This is a genomic window from Phreatobacter sp. GW821-FHT04C01 (genome assembly GCF_059420385.1).
The window spans coordinates 151,291-168,170 of record NZ_JBWKTP010000013.1 but is presented as its reverse complement, the minus strand read 5'-3'; the positions used below and the strand labels follow the sequence as shown (position 1 = coordinate 168,170).

At 68.4% G+C, this 16,880-nt stretch carries 16 protein-coding genes; 12 read left to right on the top strand and 4 right to left on the bottom strand.

Annotated features, from left to right (window positions below; translation table 11 throughout):
* The first annotated feature begins 43 nt into the window (after positions 1-43).
* From AC07WJ_RS33680 to AC07WJ_RS33645, 8 genes are all read left to right on the top strand, one after another.
* Positions 44-553, top strand: coding sequence for a cupin domain-containing protein (locus AC07WJ_RS33680; RefSeq protein ID WP_494939095.1), 510 nt, complete (start codon positions 44-46; stop codon positions 551-553).
* An 8-nt stretch (positions 554-561) separates the two neighbouring features.
* The gene (locus tag AC07WJ_RS33675; protein ID WP_494939094.1) at positions 562-1,986 is read left to right on the top strand and encodes an amidase; all 1,425 of its coding nucleotides are present in this window, start codon (positions 562-564) and stop codon (positions 1,984-1,986) included.
* Complete coding sequence (locus tag AC07WJ_RS33670) at positions 1,971-2,912, top strand: ABC transporter permease (protein ID WP_494939093.1); 942 nt, start codon at positions 1,971-1,973, stop codon at positions 2,910-2,912. The genes AC07WJ_RS33675 and AC07WJ_RS33670 overlap by 16 nt, the downstream gene beginning before the upstream one ends.
* A 23-nt stretch (positions 2,913-2,935) precedes the next feature.
* The gene (locus AC07WJ_RS33665; RefSeq protein WP_494939092.1) at positions 2,936-3,835 is read left to right on the top strand and encodes an ABC transporter permease; all 900 of its coding nucleotides are present in this window, start codon (positions 2,936-2,938) and stop codon (positions 3,833-3,835) included.
* Positions 3,836-3,839: 4 nt separating this feature from the next.
* The gene (locus AC07WJ_RS33660; RefSeq protein ID WP_494939091.1) at positions 3,840-4,850 is read left to right on the top strand and encodes an ABC transporter ATP-binding protein; all 1,011 of its coding nucleotides are present in this window, start codon (positions 3,840-3,842) and stop codon (positions 4,848-4,850) included.
* The gene (locus AC07WJ_RS33655) at positions 4,847-5,854 is read left to right on the top strand and encodes an ABC transporter ATP-binding protein (RefSeq protein WP_494939090.1); all 1,008 of its coding nucleotides are present in this window, start codon (positions 4,847-4,849) and stop codon (positions 5,852-5,854) included. Before AC07WJ_RS33660 ends, AC07WJ_RS33655 begins: the two co-directional genes overlap by 4 nt.
* A 33-nt stretch (positions 5,855-5,887) precedes the next feature.
* A complete protein-coding gene (locus AC07WJ_RS33650; RefSeq protein ID WP_494939089.1) occupies positions 5,888-6,844 on the top strand; it encodes an acetamidase/formamidase family protein in 957 nt (318 codons plus the stop codon).
* A gap of 357 nt (positions 6,845-7,201) precedes the next feature.
* Complete coding sequence (locus tag AC07WJ_RS33645) at positions 7,202-9,070, top strand: autotransporter domain-containing protein (RefSeq protein ID WP_494939088.1); 1,869 nt, start codon at positions 7,202-7,204, stop codon at positions 9,068-9,070.
* Positions 9,071-9,129: 59 nt separating this feature from the next.
* Here AC07WJ_RS33645 and AC07WJ_RS33640 read toward each other — a convergent pair whose 3' ends face one another.
* On the bottom strand, positions 9,130-9,969 hold the full coding sequence (locus AC07WJ_RS33640) for a dienelactone hydrolase family protein (protein WP_494939087.1): 840 nt from the start codon (positions 9,967-9,969) through the stop codon (positions 9,130-9,132).
* Positions 9,970-10,177: 208 nt separating this feature from the next.
* Between AC07WJ_RS33640 and AC07WJ_RS33635 the strand changes: the two genes are divergently transcribed.
* The 3 genes from AC07WJ_RS33635 (at position 10,178) to AC07WJ_RS33625 (ending at position 12,552) form a co-directional block, all read left to right on the top strand.
* On the top strand, positions 10,178-11,110 hold the full coding sequence (locus tag AC07WJ_RS33635; RefSeq protein ID WP_494939086.1) for a GlxA family transcriptional regulator: 933 nt from the start codon (positions 10,178-10,180) through the stop codon (positions 11,108-11,110).
* Between the two features lie 174 nt (positions 11,111-11,284).
* The gene (locus AC07WJ_RS33630; RefSeq protein WP_494939085.1) at positions 11,285-11,809 is read left to right on the top strand and encodes a HEAT repeat domain-containing protein; all 525 of its coding nucleotides are present in this window, start codon (positions 11,285-11,287) and stop codon (positions 11,807-11,809) included.
* An 8-nt stretch (positions 11,810-11,817) separates the two neighbouring features.
* Positions 11,818-12,552, top strand: coding sequence for a phosphotransferase enzyme family protein (locus AC07WJ_RS33625; protein ID WP_494939117.1), 735 nt, complete (start codon positions 11,818-11,820; stop codon positions 12,550-12,552).
* Between the two features lie 111 nt (positions 12,553-12,663).
* On the opposite strand, the gene AC07WJ_RS33620 is transcribed toward AC07WJ_RS33625, so the two are convergent.
* The 3 genes from AC07WJ_RS33620 to AC07WJ_RS33610 form a co-directional block, all read right to left on the bottom strand.
* On the bottom strand, positions 12,664-13,812 hold the full coding sequence (locus AC07WJ_RS33620; protein WP_494939084.1) for an NAD(P)-binding domain-containing protein: 1,149 nt from the start codon (positions 13,810-13,812) through the stop codon (positions 12,664-12,666).
* A 41-nt stretch (positions 13,813-13,853) separates the two neighbouring features.
* Entirely contained in the window at positions 13,854-14,336 is a 483-nt protein-coding gene (locus AC07WJ_RS33615; protein ID WP_494939083.1) for a PaaI family thioesterase, read from the bottom strand.
* 102 nt (positions 14,337-14,438) lie between these two features.
* The gene (locus AC07WJ_RS33610; protein ID WP_494939082.1) at positions 14,439-15,341 is read right to left on the bottom strand and encodes a LysR substrate-binding domain-containing protein; all 903 of its coding nucleotides are present in this window, start codon (positions 15,339-15,341) and stop codon (positions 14,439-14,441) included.
* Positions 15,342-15,446: 105 nt separating this feature from the next.
* Between AC07WJ_RS33610 and AC07WJ_RS33605 the strand changes: the two genes are divergently transcribed.
* Positions 15,447-16,874, top strand: coding sequence for an FAD-binding oxidoreductase (locus tag AC07WJ_RS33605; protein WP_494939081.1), 1,428 nt, complete (start codon positions 15,447-15,449; stop codon positions 16,872-16,874).
* Positions 16,875-16,880 lie beyond the last annotated feature (6 nt).

The following is a 16,880-nucleotide window of genomic DNA, read 5'->3' as shown; positions in this document are numbered from 1 at the left end:
AATGGAGAAGACAATGTCAAACCGTCAGGTCAGCGTCGAAGACATGCGCAAGCGCGTCGCCATCTTCAAGGAACTGAGGCCGAGCACGATGCCTTTGATCGATGCAGTGATGCCACAGTATCAGCGCGAGCTGCTCAGCATCATCGGCAGCGGCGTCGCCGAGGATCCCTCGATCAGCCCGCCGATCACCGATGTCGAGGGCTTCCACCTGTCCATCGTGCGGGCCGGTCCGGGCAAGGGAAGCGCCCTGCACAATCACAAGACGGTGGAGGTCTTCATGCCCCTCACCGGGCGGTTCTCGGTGCAATGGGGCGACCACGGCGAGAATGAATTGTTCCTCGAGCCCTATGACGTGATCTCGCTGCCGGTCGGCGTGCTGCGTGGCTTTCGCAATGAAAGCGCCATCGACGCCCTGCTCCTGGTGATCATCGGCGGTGACGATCCGGGCAGCGTGGATTGGGTCGACGAAGTCACGCAAGCCGCACGCGCCAAGGGATTGGGCCGGGACGAGCGAGGCAAGATCACCGAAACGCATGCGGCGTCGAAAGGCTGAGGCATCCCATGAACCGGGACGAACTCTGCGACATGCCGGCCACACGAATGGCCGCCCTGATCGCGTCGCGACAGCTGTCGCCGGTCGAGGTGACGGACACCGTGCTGGCGCGTGTCGCGCGGCTCAATCCCTCGCTCAACGCCTTCGCCCTGCTCATGCCCGACGAGGCGCGCGCCGCCGCGCGCCTCGCCGAGGCGGAGGTCATGTCCGGCAAGGAGCTCGGTCCGCTTCATGGCGTGCCAATCACCGTCAAGGACAATGTCAGCCTTGCCGGCGTGCCGCTCCGCAACGGATCGATCGCCGCCGAGGCCGTCGTGCCGGCGACAGACGCGCTGGCGGTCGGGCGGGTCAAGGCAGCGGGAGCCATCGTGATCGGCAAGACCACGCTGCCCGAATTCGCCCACAAGGTGCTGACCGAAAACCTGGCCGAAGGCGTGACCCTCAATCCCTGGAACCTGGAGCACTCCCCGGGCGGATCGAGCGGCGGCGCCGGCGCGGCGCTCGCCGCCGGGCTGGCGCCTCTCGCGGTCGCGACCGACGGCGGCGGATCCATCCGCTGCCCCGCGGCCTGGAACGGCGTTGTCGGCCTCAAGCCGACACTCGGGCGGATCCCGAACGAGGCCGCGCCTGATAGTTTCGGCAATTTCGCCTATGTCGGCCCGATGGCGCGGGTCACGGATGATGTCGCGCTGCTGCTCTCGGTCATGCAAGGGCCTTGTCCGGCCGATCCGTTCGCGCTCGCGGCGCCCGTCGAGCCGGAACGGATGTCGATCCGCGGCCTGCGGGTCGGCTGGATCGCCCATTTCGGCGAGTATCGGACCGAAACCGAAGTGCTGGCCCTGACGCAAGCCGCGATGTCGCGATTGTCGGTCCTGGGCGCCGTGGTCGAAGAGGTGAAGGAGGCCTGTTTCGACGGCCTCTATTCCATCTATGCGACGCTGGCGAGCACGGTCCGCGCCCGGCGTTATGGTCCCATCTTCGACGCCGCCGGCGACAGGATGACCGCGACGCTGCGCGCCGGCATCGCCCAGGGCCGCGGATGGTCGGCGCTCGACCTCATGGCCGCCAGCGATCGGCGCACCACGCTGTTTCGTGCGGTGCAAGGATTGCTGCAGCGCTACGACGTCCTGGCCATGCCAACGGTGACGACGCCGGCCCCCCGGCTGGACTCGATCGATCCCGGCTATCCGGGCTCCTATCCGCAATGGGCCGCCGCGCTGCATCCCTTCAATCTGACCGGCCATCCCGCCCTTTCCACGCCGGCCGGGTTCACCGCCGCCGGCCTGCCCGCGGGCCTGCAACTGGTCGGCCCGTGGTTTTCGGAGCAGCGCCTGCTCATGGTGTCGGCGGCGCTCGAGCAATCGCTCGGCCTGAGCGCGAGGCACCCGCCCATCATCGCCGACACGGGAGGTTCGCCATGCCCCTCTTCCTGATCCGGCGGATCCTGTCGACCATCCCGGTCATGGCCGTGGTCGCGCTCATGGTCTTCAGCCTGCTCTATATCGCGCCCGGCGATCCCGCAGTTCTCGTCGCGGGCGATCATGCGAGCCCGGCCGAGCTCGACCGCATCCGCGTCTCCCTCGGGCTGGACCAGCCGTTCCTCGTCCAGTTCGCGGACTGGGCCTGGCGCATCCTGCGCGGCGACCTCGGACGCTCGATCTTCACCAATCTGCCGGTCGCCGCCCTGCTGGCGGAACGGGTCGAGCCGACGCTGTCGCTGATGATCGTGACGCTGGTCGTGGCGGTGACGATCGGCGTGCCGCTCGGCATCGCCGCCGCCGCCCGGGCCGGCAGCTGGATCGATCGCACGGTCATGACGACAGCGGTGCTCGGCTTCTCCATTCCCGGCTTCGTGCTCGGCTATCTGCTCGCCTACAGCATCGGCCTGCAGCTCGGCCTGTTGCCGGTTCAAGGCTACACCCCCCTGTCGGAGGGCGTCGCCGGCTGGTTGCAGGGCCTGCTGCTGCCGTCGCTGGCCCTCAGCGGCGTCTATGTCGCGATCATCGCGCGCACGACACGGGCGACGCTGCTCGAGGTTCTCCAGCAGGGCTATATCCGCACCGCCAAGGCCAAGGGCCTGGGCCGCACCAGCATTCTCTATATTCACGCCCTGAAAAACGCCGCGGTCCCGATCGTCACGGTGGTCGGCATCGGCATGGCGCTCTTGGTCAGCGGCGCCGTGGTGACCGAAAGCGTCTTCGCCATACCGGGTCTTGGCCGGCTGACCGCCGATGCAATCCTTCGGCGCGACTATCCGGTCATCCAGGGCGTCGTGCTGTTTTTCTCGTTCACCTATGTCTTCGTCAATCTGCTGATTGACCTCGTCTACATCCTGATTGACCCGAGGGTTCGGTATTGACCGCTTATCCCGCAGATCAAGCTGTGGCCCACCGCGCAGGCGCGGTCGCCGCAAGACAGCTTCCAGAGCTGTTTCCCGAGATTCGCCTGGCCCGTGGCCTGCACGGCCTGGTCCGGCGCCATCCGACCATGCTGGTCGGCGGCCTCATGCTGCTGGCCATGGTTCTGATCGCGATCTTCGCGCCCGGCCTCATGACCCAGGATCCGGCCTCGGTCGCGCCCGTGCTGCGCAAGCAGGACCCTTCGGCGCAGTTCTGGTTCGGCACCGACATGCTGGGGCGCGACGTCTATTCGCGCGTCCTGTACGGCGCGCGCGTCTCGCTCATCGTCGGGTTTTCCGTCGCGCTGCTGGCCTGCGGCATCGGATTGGCGGTCGGACTGGTCGCCGGCTATGTCCGTTGGGCCGACAATGTCCTCATGCGGGTCATGGACGGTATGATGGCGGTGCCGCCGATCCTGCTGGCCATCGCGCTGATGGCGCTGACCCGCGCCAGTATCGAGAACGTCATCCTGGCGATCACGGTGACCGAGATACCGCGGGTTTCGCGCGTCGTTCGCGGCGCTGTCCTGGCGATCCGCGAGCAGCCCTATGTGGAAGCCGCCATCGCCTGCGGCACCCGCACGCCGACCATCATCATGCGCCACATCCTGCCCAACGTCGTCGGCCCGCTGACCGTCCAGGCGACCTTCATCTGCGCCAGCGCCATTCTCATCGAGGCGGCGCTGTCCTTCCTGGGCGCGGGAACCCCGTCCAGCATTCCCTCCTGGGGCAATATCATGGCGGAGGGGCGCGGCATCTGGCAGGTCAAGCCGCATCTCGTGCTGTTCCCTGCCCTTTTTCTCTGCGTCACCGTGCTGGCGATGAACCTGCTCGGCGACGGCGTGCGGGATCTGCTCGATCCGCGCATGAGCAGGAAGGCCTGACATCATGACGATGCACAAGGACACGCCCTTGCTGGCGGTCGAAGACCTGCAGGCGCATTTCCTGACGCCGGACGGGGTGGCCCGCGCCGTGAACGGCCTGAGCTTCCACGTGGACGCCGGCGAAACCCTCGCCATCGTCGGCGAAAGCGGCAGCGGCAAGTCGGTCACGGCCATGTCGATGCTGCGACTTCTGCCGGAGCCCCCGGCGCGCCTCGGCGGAAGCATTCGCTTCCAGGGCCGCGAGCTGCTCACCTTGCCCGAGGCGGAGATGCGGAGCATTCGCGGCAATGCGATCAGCATGATCTTCCAGGACCCCATGTCGAGCCTGAACCCGGTCCTGACGGTCGGGCGGCAGATCAGCGAAACCCTGCGCCTCCACCAGGGCTTGCGGGGCGGCCCGGCGCAAGACCGGGCGGTCGAGATGCTGGCCCTGGTGGGCATTCCGGAGCCGCGCCGGCGCATCGGCCAATATCCGCACGAGCTCTCCGGCGGAATGTGCCAGCGGGTGATGATCGCCATGGCTCTGGCCTGCGACCCCAAGCTTCTGATCGCCGACGAGCCGACCACGGCGCTCGACGTGACGATCCAGGCACAGATCCTGGAGCTGATGCGCGATCTCAAGCAGCGGATCGGAACCGCGATCATCCTGATCACCCATGATCTCGGCGTGGTCTGGGAGGTCGCCGAGCGGGTGCTTGTCATGTATGCCGGCCAGGTGGTCGAGGCGGCCGCGACCACCGACCTCTTCGGCACACCCAGGCATCCCTATACGCAGGGGCTGCTGGGCGCGGTTCCGGCGCTCGGCGCCAACCGGGCAGGCTCCGGCGGGCGCCTCGCCGAGATTCCCGGAACGGTCCCGAGCCTCAAGGACAAGATCACCGGCTGCGCCTTTGCCGGCCGGTGCCGCTCGGCGACCGACCTGTGCCGCAACGTCGCGCCACGGCTGGCGGCGAAGGCCGCGGGCCATCTCGCCGCCTGTCACTATGCACCGGCAAGCGCCGAGGTGGCGGCATGACCCAGCCTCTGCTGAATGTCCAAGGCCTGAAGAAATACTATCCCGTCCGGACCGGGCTCGGTCGGGCCGCCCGCCTGCGCGCGGTCGACGGCGTGTCGTTCTCGATCGAACGAGGCGAGACCCTGTCGCTGGTCGGCGAGAGCGGCTGCGGCAAGTCGACGGTCGGCCGCGCGGTGCTCGGCCTGCTCCCGGTCACGGATGGCCAGGTGAGCCTCGACGGCGGGCGCATCGACAATCTCGGCCCGGGCGCCTTTCGCCCGGTGCGCAAGCGGCTGCAGGTCGTCTTCCAGGACCCCTTCTCGTCGCTCAACCCGCGTCTCAAGGTCCGCGAGATCATCGCCGAACCGATCCGGAACTTCTGGCCGGACCTGAGACACGCCGACATCGATCATCGGGTCGCCGAGGTTCTGGACAAGGTCCGCCTGCCGCGCGATTCCGCCGACCGATGGCCACACGAATTCAGCGGCGGCCAGCGGCAGCGCATCGGCATAGCCCGCGCCCTGTCGGCCGAGCCGGACCTGATCGTCTGCGACGAGGCCGTCTCGGCCCTCGATGTCTCGGTCAAGGCGCAGATCGTCAATCTGCTGCAGGACCTGCAGGAGGAGCTCGGGCTCGCCTTGCTGTTCATCAGCCACGACCTGGCGATCGTCGAGCACATGGCCCATCGGGTCGCCGTCATGTATCTGGGAAAGATCGTCGAGCTGGCGCCCCGCAGCGCCCTGTTCGCGACGCCGCGGCATCCCTACACGAAGGCGCTGCTATCCGCCGCGCCCCTGGTGGGGCCGCGCGCGGCCGGCGGCCAACGCATCATCCTGAGCGGCGACGTGCCGAGCCCGATCAATCCGCCCAAGGGCTGCAGCTTTCACACGCGCTGCCCCCTGGCCTTCGATCGCTGCCGGACCGAGGAGCCGGCATTGCGGCCGGTCGGCCCAGGGCATGTGTCGGCCTGTCACCTGGACGACGGCCCGGATGCCGCGACCGGCGGCCGGCCCAGGCTTTCATGACCGATCCCGACATCGCGCTGGAAGGAGGCGATCTTGGCTTTGCATCGCGTGGCGGCGACGCCAGACACTGTCCGCATCGGCATGTTCGACTGCGAATTTCCGCCCATCCTGACAGTGTCGTCAGGCGACACCGTCATCCTGGAGACCGTCTCCGGGAAGACCTCGCTGCTGCCGCCGGCCGGCCTGGGAATGACGGTTCCCGCCGCGCTCCGGCATGTGCTCGACGCCGGCCTGCCCTCGCTCGCTCCACACATCCTCACCGGACCGATCGGTATCGCCGGCGCGGCCCCGGGCGACATGCTGGAGATCGGCATCGACGCCGTCGATCTCGGATCGGACTGGGGCTACACCTATATCCGCCCGCTGGCCGGCACCTTGCCCGACGACTTCCCCGAAATGGTCCTGACGCATGTCGCCGTGGACCGCAAAAGGGGTTTGGCCCGGCTGCCCTGGGGCATGACCCTGCCGACCGCGCCGTTTTTCGGGGTCATGGGCGTGGCGCCGCCGGCGTCCTACGGCCGGATCTCGTCCAAGGAGCCGCGCCGCCACGGCGGCAATCTCGACAACAAGGAACTGGTGGCGGGAAGCACCCTGTTCCTGCCGGTTCACGCCGAGGGCGGGCTGTTCTCGGCGGGCGACGGGCATGGCCTGCAGGGCGATGGCGAAGTGTCGGTGACCGCGCTGGAAATGTGCCTCACCGGCCGGTTCACCTTGACCCTTCACAAGGGCGGCGGCCCGCGTGCCCCCCGCCTGCGCTTTCCCAGGGCCGAAACCCCCAGCCATTTCATCAGCATGGGCTTCGGCGAGGATCTCGACCAGGCCCTGAGACAGGCCCTGCGGGAGATGATCACCTTCATCGGCGACCGCACCGGTCTGTCGCCTGCCCATGCCTACCAGCTCTGTTCGCTATGCGTCGATTTTCGCGTGACCCAAGCGGTGAACGGCGAGAAGGGCGTGCACGGACTGCTGCCCAAGAACCTCGTCGGATGACCAGGTCCGGCGTTCCGGCGCAGGGCGCGGCGCCCACCCGCTGATCGACCCGCCGGCAGGACGATCCCCCTTCATTCACAGGCGGGCGCAGACCCCCGCAGATCTCGAGAGTGCACCAGGCGAGACGGCACGGTCCGCTCATCAATCAGTCGGCTGATTGATAGGAGCGAAACGGCCGAACGGCGACGCGATCACGCGACGCGAGCATGGAGAGGCCGGGCGGACTTCGCCCGGCGCGCCGCCGCCCCTCGCCGGGCGCGCCGGCCCCAACCACCGCAAGGGCGCCGCGTGCGAAAGCCGCGGCTCGCGCCCACGCGACCTGACGACACCAAGACCAACAACCGGGAGGGCGACGCAATGAACAGGACGATACGCATGGGATTGATCTGCGGTGGGGCGCTGCTGGGGGGCGCCGCACTGCTCGCGGCAGCCGGGCAAGCCAGGGCCCAGAGCCCGTTCACCAAGGTCGTCGCCTTCGGCGACAGCTGGGCCGATACCGGCAATTTCTTCAGGCTGCTCGGCCTGCCCAACCTGCCCCAATATCCCACCGGGCGGTTCAGCGGCGGTACCAATTATGTCGACACGACCGCGCAGCTGCTGGGCATTCCGCTGGTCAGCCACGCGATCGGCGGCGCCACGACGGGTTCGATCAATCTGGCCCTGCCCGGCATCCCCGGCTTCGCGCAGCAGTGGCAGGATTTCGTCGCCGGGCAGAGGATCGCGCCAACCGACCTCGTCACGCTCAATATCGGCGGCAACGACGTCCGCGTCTTCTACCAGGGCGGCGGCACGCTTGCCGGCGTTCCCGCCGCCGCCGCGACCAGCGCCAGCCAGGCGCTGGCCGGCGTCAATGCGCTGGTCGGCGCAGGCGCACGAACATTCGTCGTCACCACGGGAGATACCGGCGCCGCGCCGGCATCGGCCGGAACGCCCCTGGCGGCCATCGGCACCGCCTATAGCCGCGATTACAATGGCCTGATGCAGGCGGGTCTGGCGGCCGTCGCCCGCACCGGCGTGCGTGTCGAGCTGATCGACACCGCGATGATCGTCCGCCAGATCAAGGCGTCGCCCGCGCTCTACGGCATCGCCAATGTCGGCGTTTGCCCGGTCGCCTGCGTCGGAGATCCGGCGCTGCAGAACCAATATCTCTACTATTTCGACGGCGTGCATCCGACATCGCGCGGCTTTGCCATTTTCGCCGCCTATATCGTCAACCGGCTCAACGCCCCTTTCACCTTCGCGCCGCAAGGCGATCTGGCCCTGAGCACCGCCATGGGCTTTGCCGCGACGCTGTTCGGCAGGCTCGACCTGTTCCGTGAGGCGTCCGTCCTTGCGCCCGCGCCCCGTTCTGCGGGTGGCCCGCTGGCACCGGTGGCGTTCGGGCGCTCGCCGCTCGCCAGCCCCTGGTCATTCTACATGCAAGCCAATGGCGCCATCGGCGAGCGGTCGCGTTCGGCGACATCGGCCGGTTATCAGCTCGACAGCGTCGGCGGCACGCTCGGCCTCGAATATCGCATCAACGCCAACGCCTTTGTCGGAGCCGCCTTCGACTACGCCAATCCGAAGGCTCGGCTGCGCGACGGGGCCGGCACCCTGGACGCCCATTCGTATCAGTTCGGTCTCTACGGCGCCTGGGCCGACGCGAACTTCTTCGCCCAGGGGCTCGCCACCGTCGGCCGCCAGGACTCGCGCAACACACGCCCCGGCGTGGTCGATACGCTCGCCTCGCGGCCGGATGGAACAACAGCGGTGGCGGCCGGCAAGCTCGGCTACCTCTTCGACATCGGCCCGGTCCAGGCCGGTCCCATCGGCGGCCTGACCTATGCGTGGGCCCGGGTGAACGGCTATTCCGAGGTCGGTGATCCCGTGCTGACCTTGAAGGTCGGCCCGCAAGTGGCCCAGGCTCTCGTCGGCAGCCTCGGCGGGCAATTGCGCGCCACGGTCCGGTACGACGACAGGATCATCACGCCCTATCTGAACCTGACCGTCGAACACGACCTGCTCGGCAATGGGCGCATCATCGCCTATCAGGCGAACTCGGCGCCGCTCATCGTCAATGCCTGGACGGTTCCAGGCGCGCCGAGATCCATCTACGGACGCGTCGCCGGCGGTTTTTCCGCCGCCATCAACGCCAATGTCGCCCTGTCCGCCACGCTGTCCCGGACCGTGGGGCGGCGCGGTGGCGACGATTTCCACGGATCGGGCGCGATCCGGATTTCGTTCTGACGGCTGAGGAATTCGGGCGGGCGCCCGCAACGCGCCCGCCCCGGTTTCGAACCAGGCCGTCAGCCCCGGCGCCGTTCCGGTGCGAGCCTGTGCGCGAAGAAGGCCAGGATCTCGTCGCGCGCGGCGATCGTCGGCTGGCCGGCTTCGTCGATCAGGTGGGCGGTCACCACGCTGTGCGGACATGCGACGTGGCGCTGAAAGAACGGCGCGGTGTCGGGATTGGCGGCGCTGTCGGGCAAAACGCGCGGCATGAACCGGTCGCCAAGCGCCGCGGAGAAGGCCGCGAAGCGCTGCGCGCGGCAGAACTGGTCGCCTTCGAAGCGATAGGCGAGCACGGTGAGGTCGTCGCGCTCGAGGCGCTCGCGCACCGCGCGGAACTCGTCATTGTCGATGCCGGTGCCGGCAGGGTCGTCGAGCGGCAGCGACGGCTGCGACAGAACCGGCGCCAGCACGGCAGGTTCGAGCATCATGGTCAGCGCGAAATTGCCGGTGAAGCACATGCCGATGGCGCCGACGCCGGGGCCGCCGCATTCGGCATGGGCGAGCCGCGCCAGCGCCCGCAGCCATAACGTCACCGGGCTCGACCCGGCGCCGGCAAAGGCGCGGAACTCGGCGCTGACACAGGCCCGCTTGAACACCGCAGCACCATCCTCCGCCGTGCGCACGACACCGTCCAGGCCGAACAGCGAAGGCATGTAGACGGTGAAACCGGCATCGCGAACCCAGCGGCTGAAGCGCGCCACATGCGGGCTGATGCCGGGCATTTCGGTCATGACGATCACCGCCGGTCCGGTGCCGGCGACATGGACCACCTTGGTGACGCCGTCGAGGGTGATCTCACGCGGCGCGAAATCATCCAGCGGATCGTCTTCGTGCATGTTGCGGGCGGCGGTCGGCATGGCTCTTCCTCGTCGATATCAGCGGATGTCCGGGCAGGTCTCGGCCGTCGGGCCACGCGACCGGCCCGCGGATCGGGCAGGCTCGGCATGGGACGGCCGTGTCGGCGACAAGGTCCGGAATGCCGGCCTCGGTCTCCGGGCCGGATCATTGTGCCGCCAGGGCGATCGCGCTAGTGTCGAAAGTGACATTGATCGGGGCTTTTTTGACATGACCAGAGTTGCCGTTCTCGAACTTCGCGGCTGCATGGCGTCGAGCGCGGCGATCACCCACGACGTGATGGCGACGGCCAACCGGATCAGCCAGGCGGCGAAACGCGCCCTGCCGTTCGAAGTCACGACGGTGCCTTGCGGACCACGGCGCAACGCGGCCACGCTGCACGGCGCCGAACTGGTCATCGTTCCCGGTCTCGGCACCGCGGCTGCGGAAGAACTCGACGCCACATTGAAGAGCGCCGCCGGGCGCCATGCCCGCGCCATGCTGGTCGAGGCCTTCGCGGCCGGCGCCACGCTCGCCGCCTCCTGCGCCAGCACGTTCCTGCTCGCGGAGGCCGGTCTGCTGGATGGCCGGCGCGCCACGACGACGTGGTGGCTGGCACCGCTGTTCCAGCGCCGCTACCCCAAGGTCGAGTTGGTGACGGAGCAGATGGTCGTTGCCGACTGGCCCATCGCCACCGGTGGCGCGGCCATGGCGCAGATGGACCTGATGCTCGCGGTGGTGGCGCGCTTCGCCGGGCCGAGCCTTGCCAGGGCCTGCGCCAATTACCTGCTGCTGGACGAGCGCCGGTCGCAGGCCCCGTTCATGGCGATCACCTATCTGGCCGGCCAGGACGCCAGCATCGCCAAGGCGGAGCGCTGGGTCCGCGACAATATCGGCCGGGATTTCGCGATCGAGGAACTGGCGGAAGCCGCGGGCCTGGCGCCGCGCACCTTCGCGCGCAGGATCGCCGTGACCTGCGGCGTCTCGCCCATTCAATTCGTGCAGCGGATCCGGGTCGAGACGGCGCGCTATCTGCTGGAGACCACCCGCCTGCCGGTCGACGCCATCGCGCGGCAAGTGGGTTATGCCGAGCCGTCGACGCTCAGGCGCCTGATCCGGCGCGATACCAGCCATCCGCCCGGGCATTTCCGTCCGGCTGCGTGAGCGGCGGCCTGGCGGAGCCGCGAGAGGCCTCCTGCCTCTGCCGGCGCCCCGTGCGCCTTTCATTCGTGGTCGCCGGACGAAGTCGGGACGAGCCGCCAAGCGGAAATGCGGATATGGCGAAGGGGTGCCGCATGGTATCGGTTGCCGCCTTCAACAACCCTGCGGGTCGCTCAAATGGTGGCGCAGCACCAAGAGGTCATCGAAGCCCTGGCATTCCCGTACAGGGCGCCCGAGGCCTATCGGGCCTTGCTCGCTCTCGGGACAAGCGCGCTTCCCGCGGTGCGCGCCGGGCTGCGGCATGACGCTCCCGATGTCCGCCTGCACTGCTGCCGGTTTCTCGACCGGTATTTGTCGCCTGACACGCTCGCCGATCTGATGGCGATGCTTGATGATGGCGACGAGCGCATCCGATGCTCCGCCTTGCACAGCCTGGCGTGCGAGAGGTGCAAGGAGGGGACCTGCAGGCCCACCGAGGCTGCGGTGCTTCCGAGGGCTATGAAACTGCTCGAGGGTGACCCCGAAGCCCATGTCCGCGCGATGGCGATCGAAGTGGTCGGGCAATTCGTCCACACCAATGCCCTGGCGGCCGCGGCGATCTCGGCCGCCCGGCAGAATGACGCAAGTGCGACCGTCCGCAAAAAGGCCGGATGGTATCTGCCGGGAGGCCCGCTCCACAAACGCACGCAACCGAGGCTTTGATGCCGCCGGTGGGATGGGAGGCGCTGCGGCAATGGGGTGAAGACGCAACGCGCATCGAACGCCTCGCCGGCGGTGTCGCCAACGACGTCTGGAGCGTGCATGTCCAAGGCCGCCTCGCGGTCGCTCGCCTCGGGACCAGGAGCGACGCCGATCTCGCGTGGGAAGCCGGGCTCCTCCACTCTCTCGACCGGCAAGGCCTGACCGTGCCGGTGCCGATCCCGACGACCGACGGCCGCCTGTTCGCGGACGGTGTGATGGTGATGACCTATGTGGAGGGCGGACCGCCCGAGACGGAGGCCGACTGGCGTCGCGTGGCCGACACGCTCCGCCGGCTGCACCGGTTGACGCGCCACTGGCCGCAGCGCCCCGGCTGGCGATCCTCGACCGATCTCCTGCAGGCCGAGAGCGGGACGAGGATCGACCTTGCCGCGATGCCGCCCGAGGGCGTTGCGCGATGCCGGGCAGCATGGGCGCGCCTCGTCGGACGTCCGACCTGCGTCGTGCACGGGGACGCCAACAATCGCGGCAATATCCGCATGACCGCGGATCGGGTCGCGCTGATCGACTGGGACGAGTCGCATGTCGACGCCCCCGACCTCGACCTGGTGCTGCCCCACAACGCCGCCGGCCTCGACGCCGGCGAATTCGATATCGCGGCGCAAGCCTCGGCCGCATGGGAAGCCGCCATCTGCTGGGACGACGCGTTCTCGATCAGGCGGCTTGCCGAAGTGCGCGTGGTCTGAACAGGCGGGGCTGGGCCGGGAGCGTCGTGCGCGGCAAGCCCCGTGTCCAAAACTCCCGGACCGGCGTTCGAACGATGCGCGGCGAACGGGCCGATCGTGAACGGACGGCCCTCAGGCCAGTTCGAGCTGCGCCGTCAGTTCGCGAGCCGCAGCGGCGCCCGCCCTGTTGGCGCCAATGGTCGAGGCGGAGGGGCCGTAGCCGACCAGATGGATCCTCGGGTCCTTGGCCACCTGCGTCGCGAGACGGCCGGTCATGACGATGCCGCCATTGTCCTCGCGGATCTGCAGCGGCGCGAGATGGTCGAGCGAACTGCGAAAACCCGTGCACCAGAGGATGACGTCGACCGAGCGTTCGCTGCCGTCGGGCCAGCGCACGCCCTGTTCGGTGATCGCGCTGAACATCGGCAGGCGGTTCAGCACGCCGCGTTCGCGGGCAGCTCTCAGGGCCGGGGTCAGCGGGATGCCGGTCACCGAGACGACCGAACCGGGAACGAGGCCGCGCCGGACCCGGTCTTCGACAATGGCGACCGCCGCGCGGCCATCCTCCGGCGTGAACCCGCCCTCCCGGAATTGCGGCTCGCGGCGCGTCACCCAGGTGGTGGTGGTGACCCGTGAAATCTCGTCGAGCAATTGCAAGGCCGAGATGCCGCCGCCGACCACCAGGACATGCTTGCCGGCGAATTCACCGGCGGTCCGGTAGTCGCGGGTGTGGAGCTGCCGGCCCTGGAACCGGTCGGCGCCCGGATATTCCGGAATATAGGGCGTCTCCCAGGTGCCGGTGGCGTTGATCAGGCCGCGGGCCGAAAAGGTCTCCCGGTCGGTCTCGATGCGGAAGCGCTCGCCGCGGTCGCAGACCACCTTGACGGTGACCGGGCGGTAGACCGGCAAATGGAACTTCTGCTCATAGGCGGCGAAATAGCGGGGTACGGCGACGGAAGCCTTGACCTCGGGGCTGTCGCCCCCGACCACATCGGCAAAGGCCATGCCCGGCAGGTCATGGACCCGGTTGACCGTGCTCAAGGTCAGCGACGGCCAGCGATATTGCCAAGCCCCACCCGCCTCCGGCGACTTGTCCAGGACCAGGTAGTTCCGGCGCGGCACGAGGCCGAGATTTTGCAGGTGGTAGGCCGACGAGAGCCCCGCCTGCCCGGCGCCGATGATCACGATATCGATCTTGAACGCGGCGCGGATCTCGGTCCCGCCGGGCTGATTGTCCACCGGCGGATGAGGCGCGGCGGAATGCGTATGTTCATTGGCCATGGCCAAACCTGGGATAGGCCTTGGGCGAATTCAAGCCGGGATCACCGCTCGAAAATCAGGCACGTGGTCGTGCCATGGACCAGCAGGCGGCCCTGGCCGTCGGTGACCCGCCCCTCGGCCGTGCCGACCCGGCGGCCCCGGTTGATCACCTGGCCTTCGGCCTTGACCGGCCCGGTCTCGGGCGTGATCGGCCGGACGAAGGATATCTTGAATTCCAGGGTGGTCGAGCCGAACCCCTTCTCCAGGGTCGACTGGACCGCGAGCCCCATGCAGCTGTCGAGCAGGGTCGCGGCCAGGCCGCCGTGGACGGTGCCGGCCGGATTGAGGTGAGTATCCCGCGGCTCGGCGGTCACGACGACACGCCCCCTTTCCGCCTCGGCAATGTCGTAACCCAAGGTCCTGGCGAAGGTGTTGAGCGGCAGCGTTCCCGCGACGAGGCCCCGGACAAACTCCAGGCCGCTCAGCTGTCCCTGCCGGTCGGCGGCAACGGTGCCATAGGTCTTGCTGGCGTGATGGTCCGGCATGGTCGGCTCCTGGCGAAAAGGGGGCGAAGGGCCTCACCCTGGCCCCTGCCCCGCGGCCCCGCTCGCCGGAATCGGACCTCATCACCAGGCGGCCCGCGCCGATCAGCCTGCCGTTCGCATCCAGGCCGAAAAGGCTTCGATGATGTCGGCCCGCGGGCTGTCGGGCATCGACACCAGGTAGAAGCCGTAGCCCGGCAGCGACAGCGGATGGGCTTTGACAAGCGAACCGCATTCCAGCTCGCGGCTGACCACCACGTCGCTGCAGATGGCGATGCCCTGCCCCGCGACCACCGCGTCGATGGCATGCAGCTCTTCGCGAAAGCTCAGGTCCCAGGGTTTGTCGACATCTCCGAGGTCGGGATCGATTGAACGCGCCATCGCCAGCCATTGTCGCCAGGTCGGAGCCTCGGGATCGCCGCTCATCCAGTCGAAGTGGATCAATGGAAACCGCAACAGATCCGCCACGCGCCGCAGCGGCCGGCCGTCGCCGGCGAGCAGCTTCGGAGTGCAGACCGGAAAGAACGTATCGCGGCAAACCTCGTGGCTCGCGAAGTCCAGGGGCGGCCTGCGGGCATAGCGGATCGCCACATCCGCGGCGCCGGCGCGCAGATCCAGCACTTTGTCGGTCCCGATGATTTCCAGGGCAATGGTCGGGTTGGCGTCGCGCCATTGCGGCAAGCGCGGCACCAGCCATCGGCTGGCGAAGGCGTTGGGGCTGGTCACCCGCAGCGGCGCTTGCGGGCCCGGCTCCGCCATGGCCGCGAAGGCGCCGGCAAAGGTGTCGAAGCCGTTGCGCAAGGCCGGAAACAGCCGCGCGCCGGCGCTCGTCAGCACCAGCGGCCGGCGCTGAAACAAGGCATGGCCGCAGCTTTCCTCGAGCAGCCGGATCTGATGGCTGATCGCGGTCGGGGTCACGCCGAGCTCGGCCGCCGCCGCCCGGAAACTGCCATGCCTGGCGGCTGCCTCGAAGGCGTGCAGAGAGCGGAGCGGCGGCAACTTTCTCATTCGCGCAATCTAGATGAGTTTTTCTCATCCGGCAGCTGAGATCTTCGATTTTGCGGCGCGGCGCGGGCCCATGAGATCATCTTTGCCGACACCCGGGAGGCCAAGATGGACCTGCGACAGCCAATTGCGCCTGCACCGGACCACCGCCACTCCTCCCTTCCGGCGATCGACCGGTTCCGGCGCGACTTCCGCGGCGACCTGGTCGGGCCGGGAGACGCGTCCTATGACGCCGCACGCCAGGTCTGGAACGGCGCCGTCGACAAACGGCCGGCCCTGATCGCCTATTGCCGCAATACCGACGACGTCGTCGACGCCGTCGCCTTCGCCAGGACGCAAGGCATTCTGGTGGCGGTGCGCAGCGGCGGTCACAGTGTGGCGGGCCTGTCGGTTTGCGACGACGGCATGGTCATCGACCTCTCGCGCATGAAAGAGATCGCAGTCGACCCGGTGCGCCGTCTTGCCCGGGCCGAAGCCGGCCTGAGCCTGGGCGAATTCGACACGGCGACGCAGGCCCACGGCCTGGCGACCACGATGGGCGTCAACAGCGATACCGGCATTGCCGGGCTGACGCTCGGCGGCGGCTTCGGCAAGCTCGGCCGCAAATATGGGCTGACCTCAGACAATCTCGTCGCCGCCGAGATCGTCACCGCGGACGGACGGCGGCTGAGAGCCAGCGCCGCCGATCATCCCGACCTGTTCTGGGGCCTCTGCGGTGGCGGCGGCAATTTCGGCATCGTGACCGCGTTCGAATACAGGCTTCACCCGGTCGGACCGGCCCTGCTGGTCGGCTCGGTGCTGCATCGCTACGACGACGCGCGCGAAACGATCCGTTTCTATGACGCATTCTGCCGCCATGCGCCGGACGAGGTCAGCGCCGACGCCGCGCTGGTCACCACGCCGGCGGGCGAACGCTTCTTCAGCATCTCGGCCTGTTATGTCGGCCCGCCCGAGGCCGGCGAAGCCGTGCTCGCACCGCTGATGAAGTTCGGGCAGCCCGTGGAAAGCCGGCTTGGCGCCATTCCCTATCTCGACATCCAATCCAGGGGCGACAGCCTGTTTCCGCGCGGCCGCCGCTACTACTGGAAAGCGCAGTTCCTGAACGCAATCGGCGATGGCGCCATCGAGGCGCTGCTCGAGGCCTATGCGCGGGCGCCTTCGACCGCCTCGCTCCTGGTGTTTCAGCAGGTCGGCGGCGCGATTGCCCGCGTCCCACGGGCGCAATCGCCCTATGCCAACCGGGACGCGCTTTATGACTGCTTCCCGCTGGCGATCTGGGACGATGCGGCCGCCGACGCGGCCAATATCGAATGGACGCGCGCGTTGTGGAATGCCGTCAGGCCCTATGGCACCGGCGGCGTCTACGCCAACAATCTCGGCGACGAGGGCGAGGATCGCATCCGCGATGCCTATGGCGACAACCACGCGCGCCTGGTCGCGCTGAAAACCCGCTATGACCCCACCAACATGTTTCGCCTGAACCAGAACATCCGGCCGGCCACCGCCGCCCCGCCGGCCGACCGGTCTCCGGCCTGACGGAGC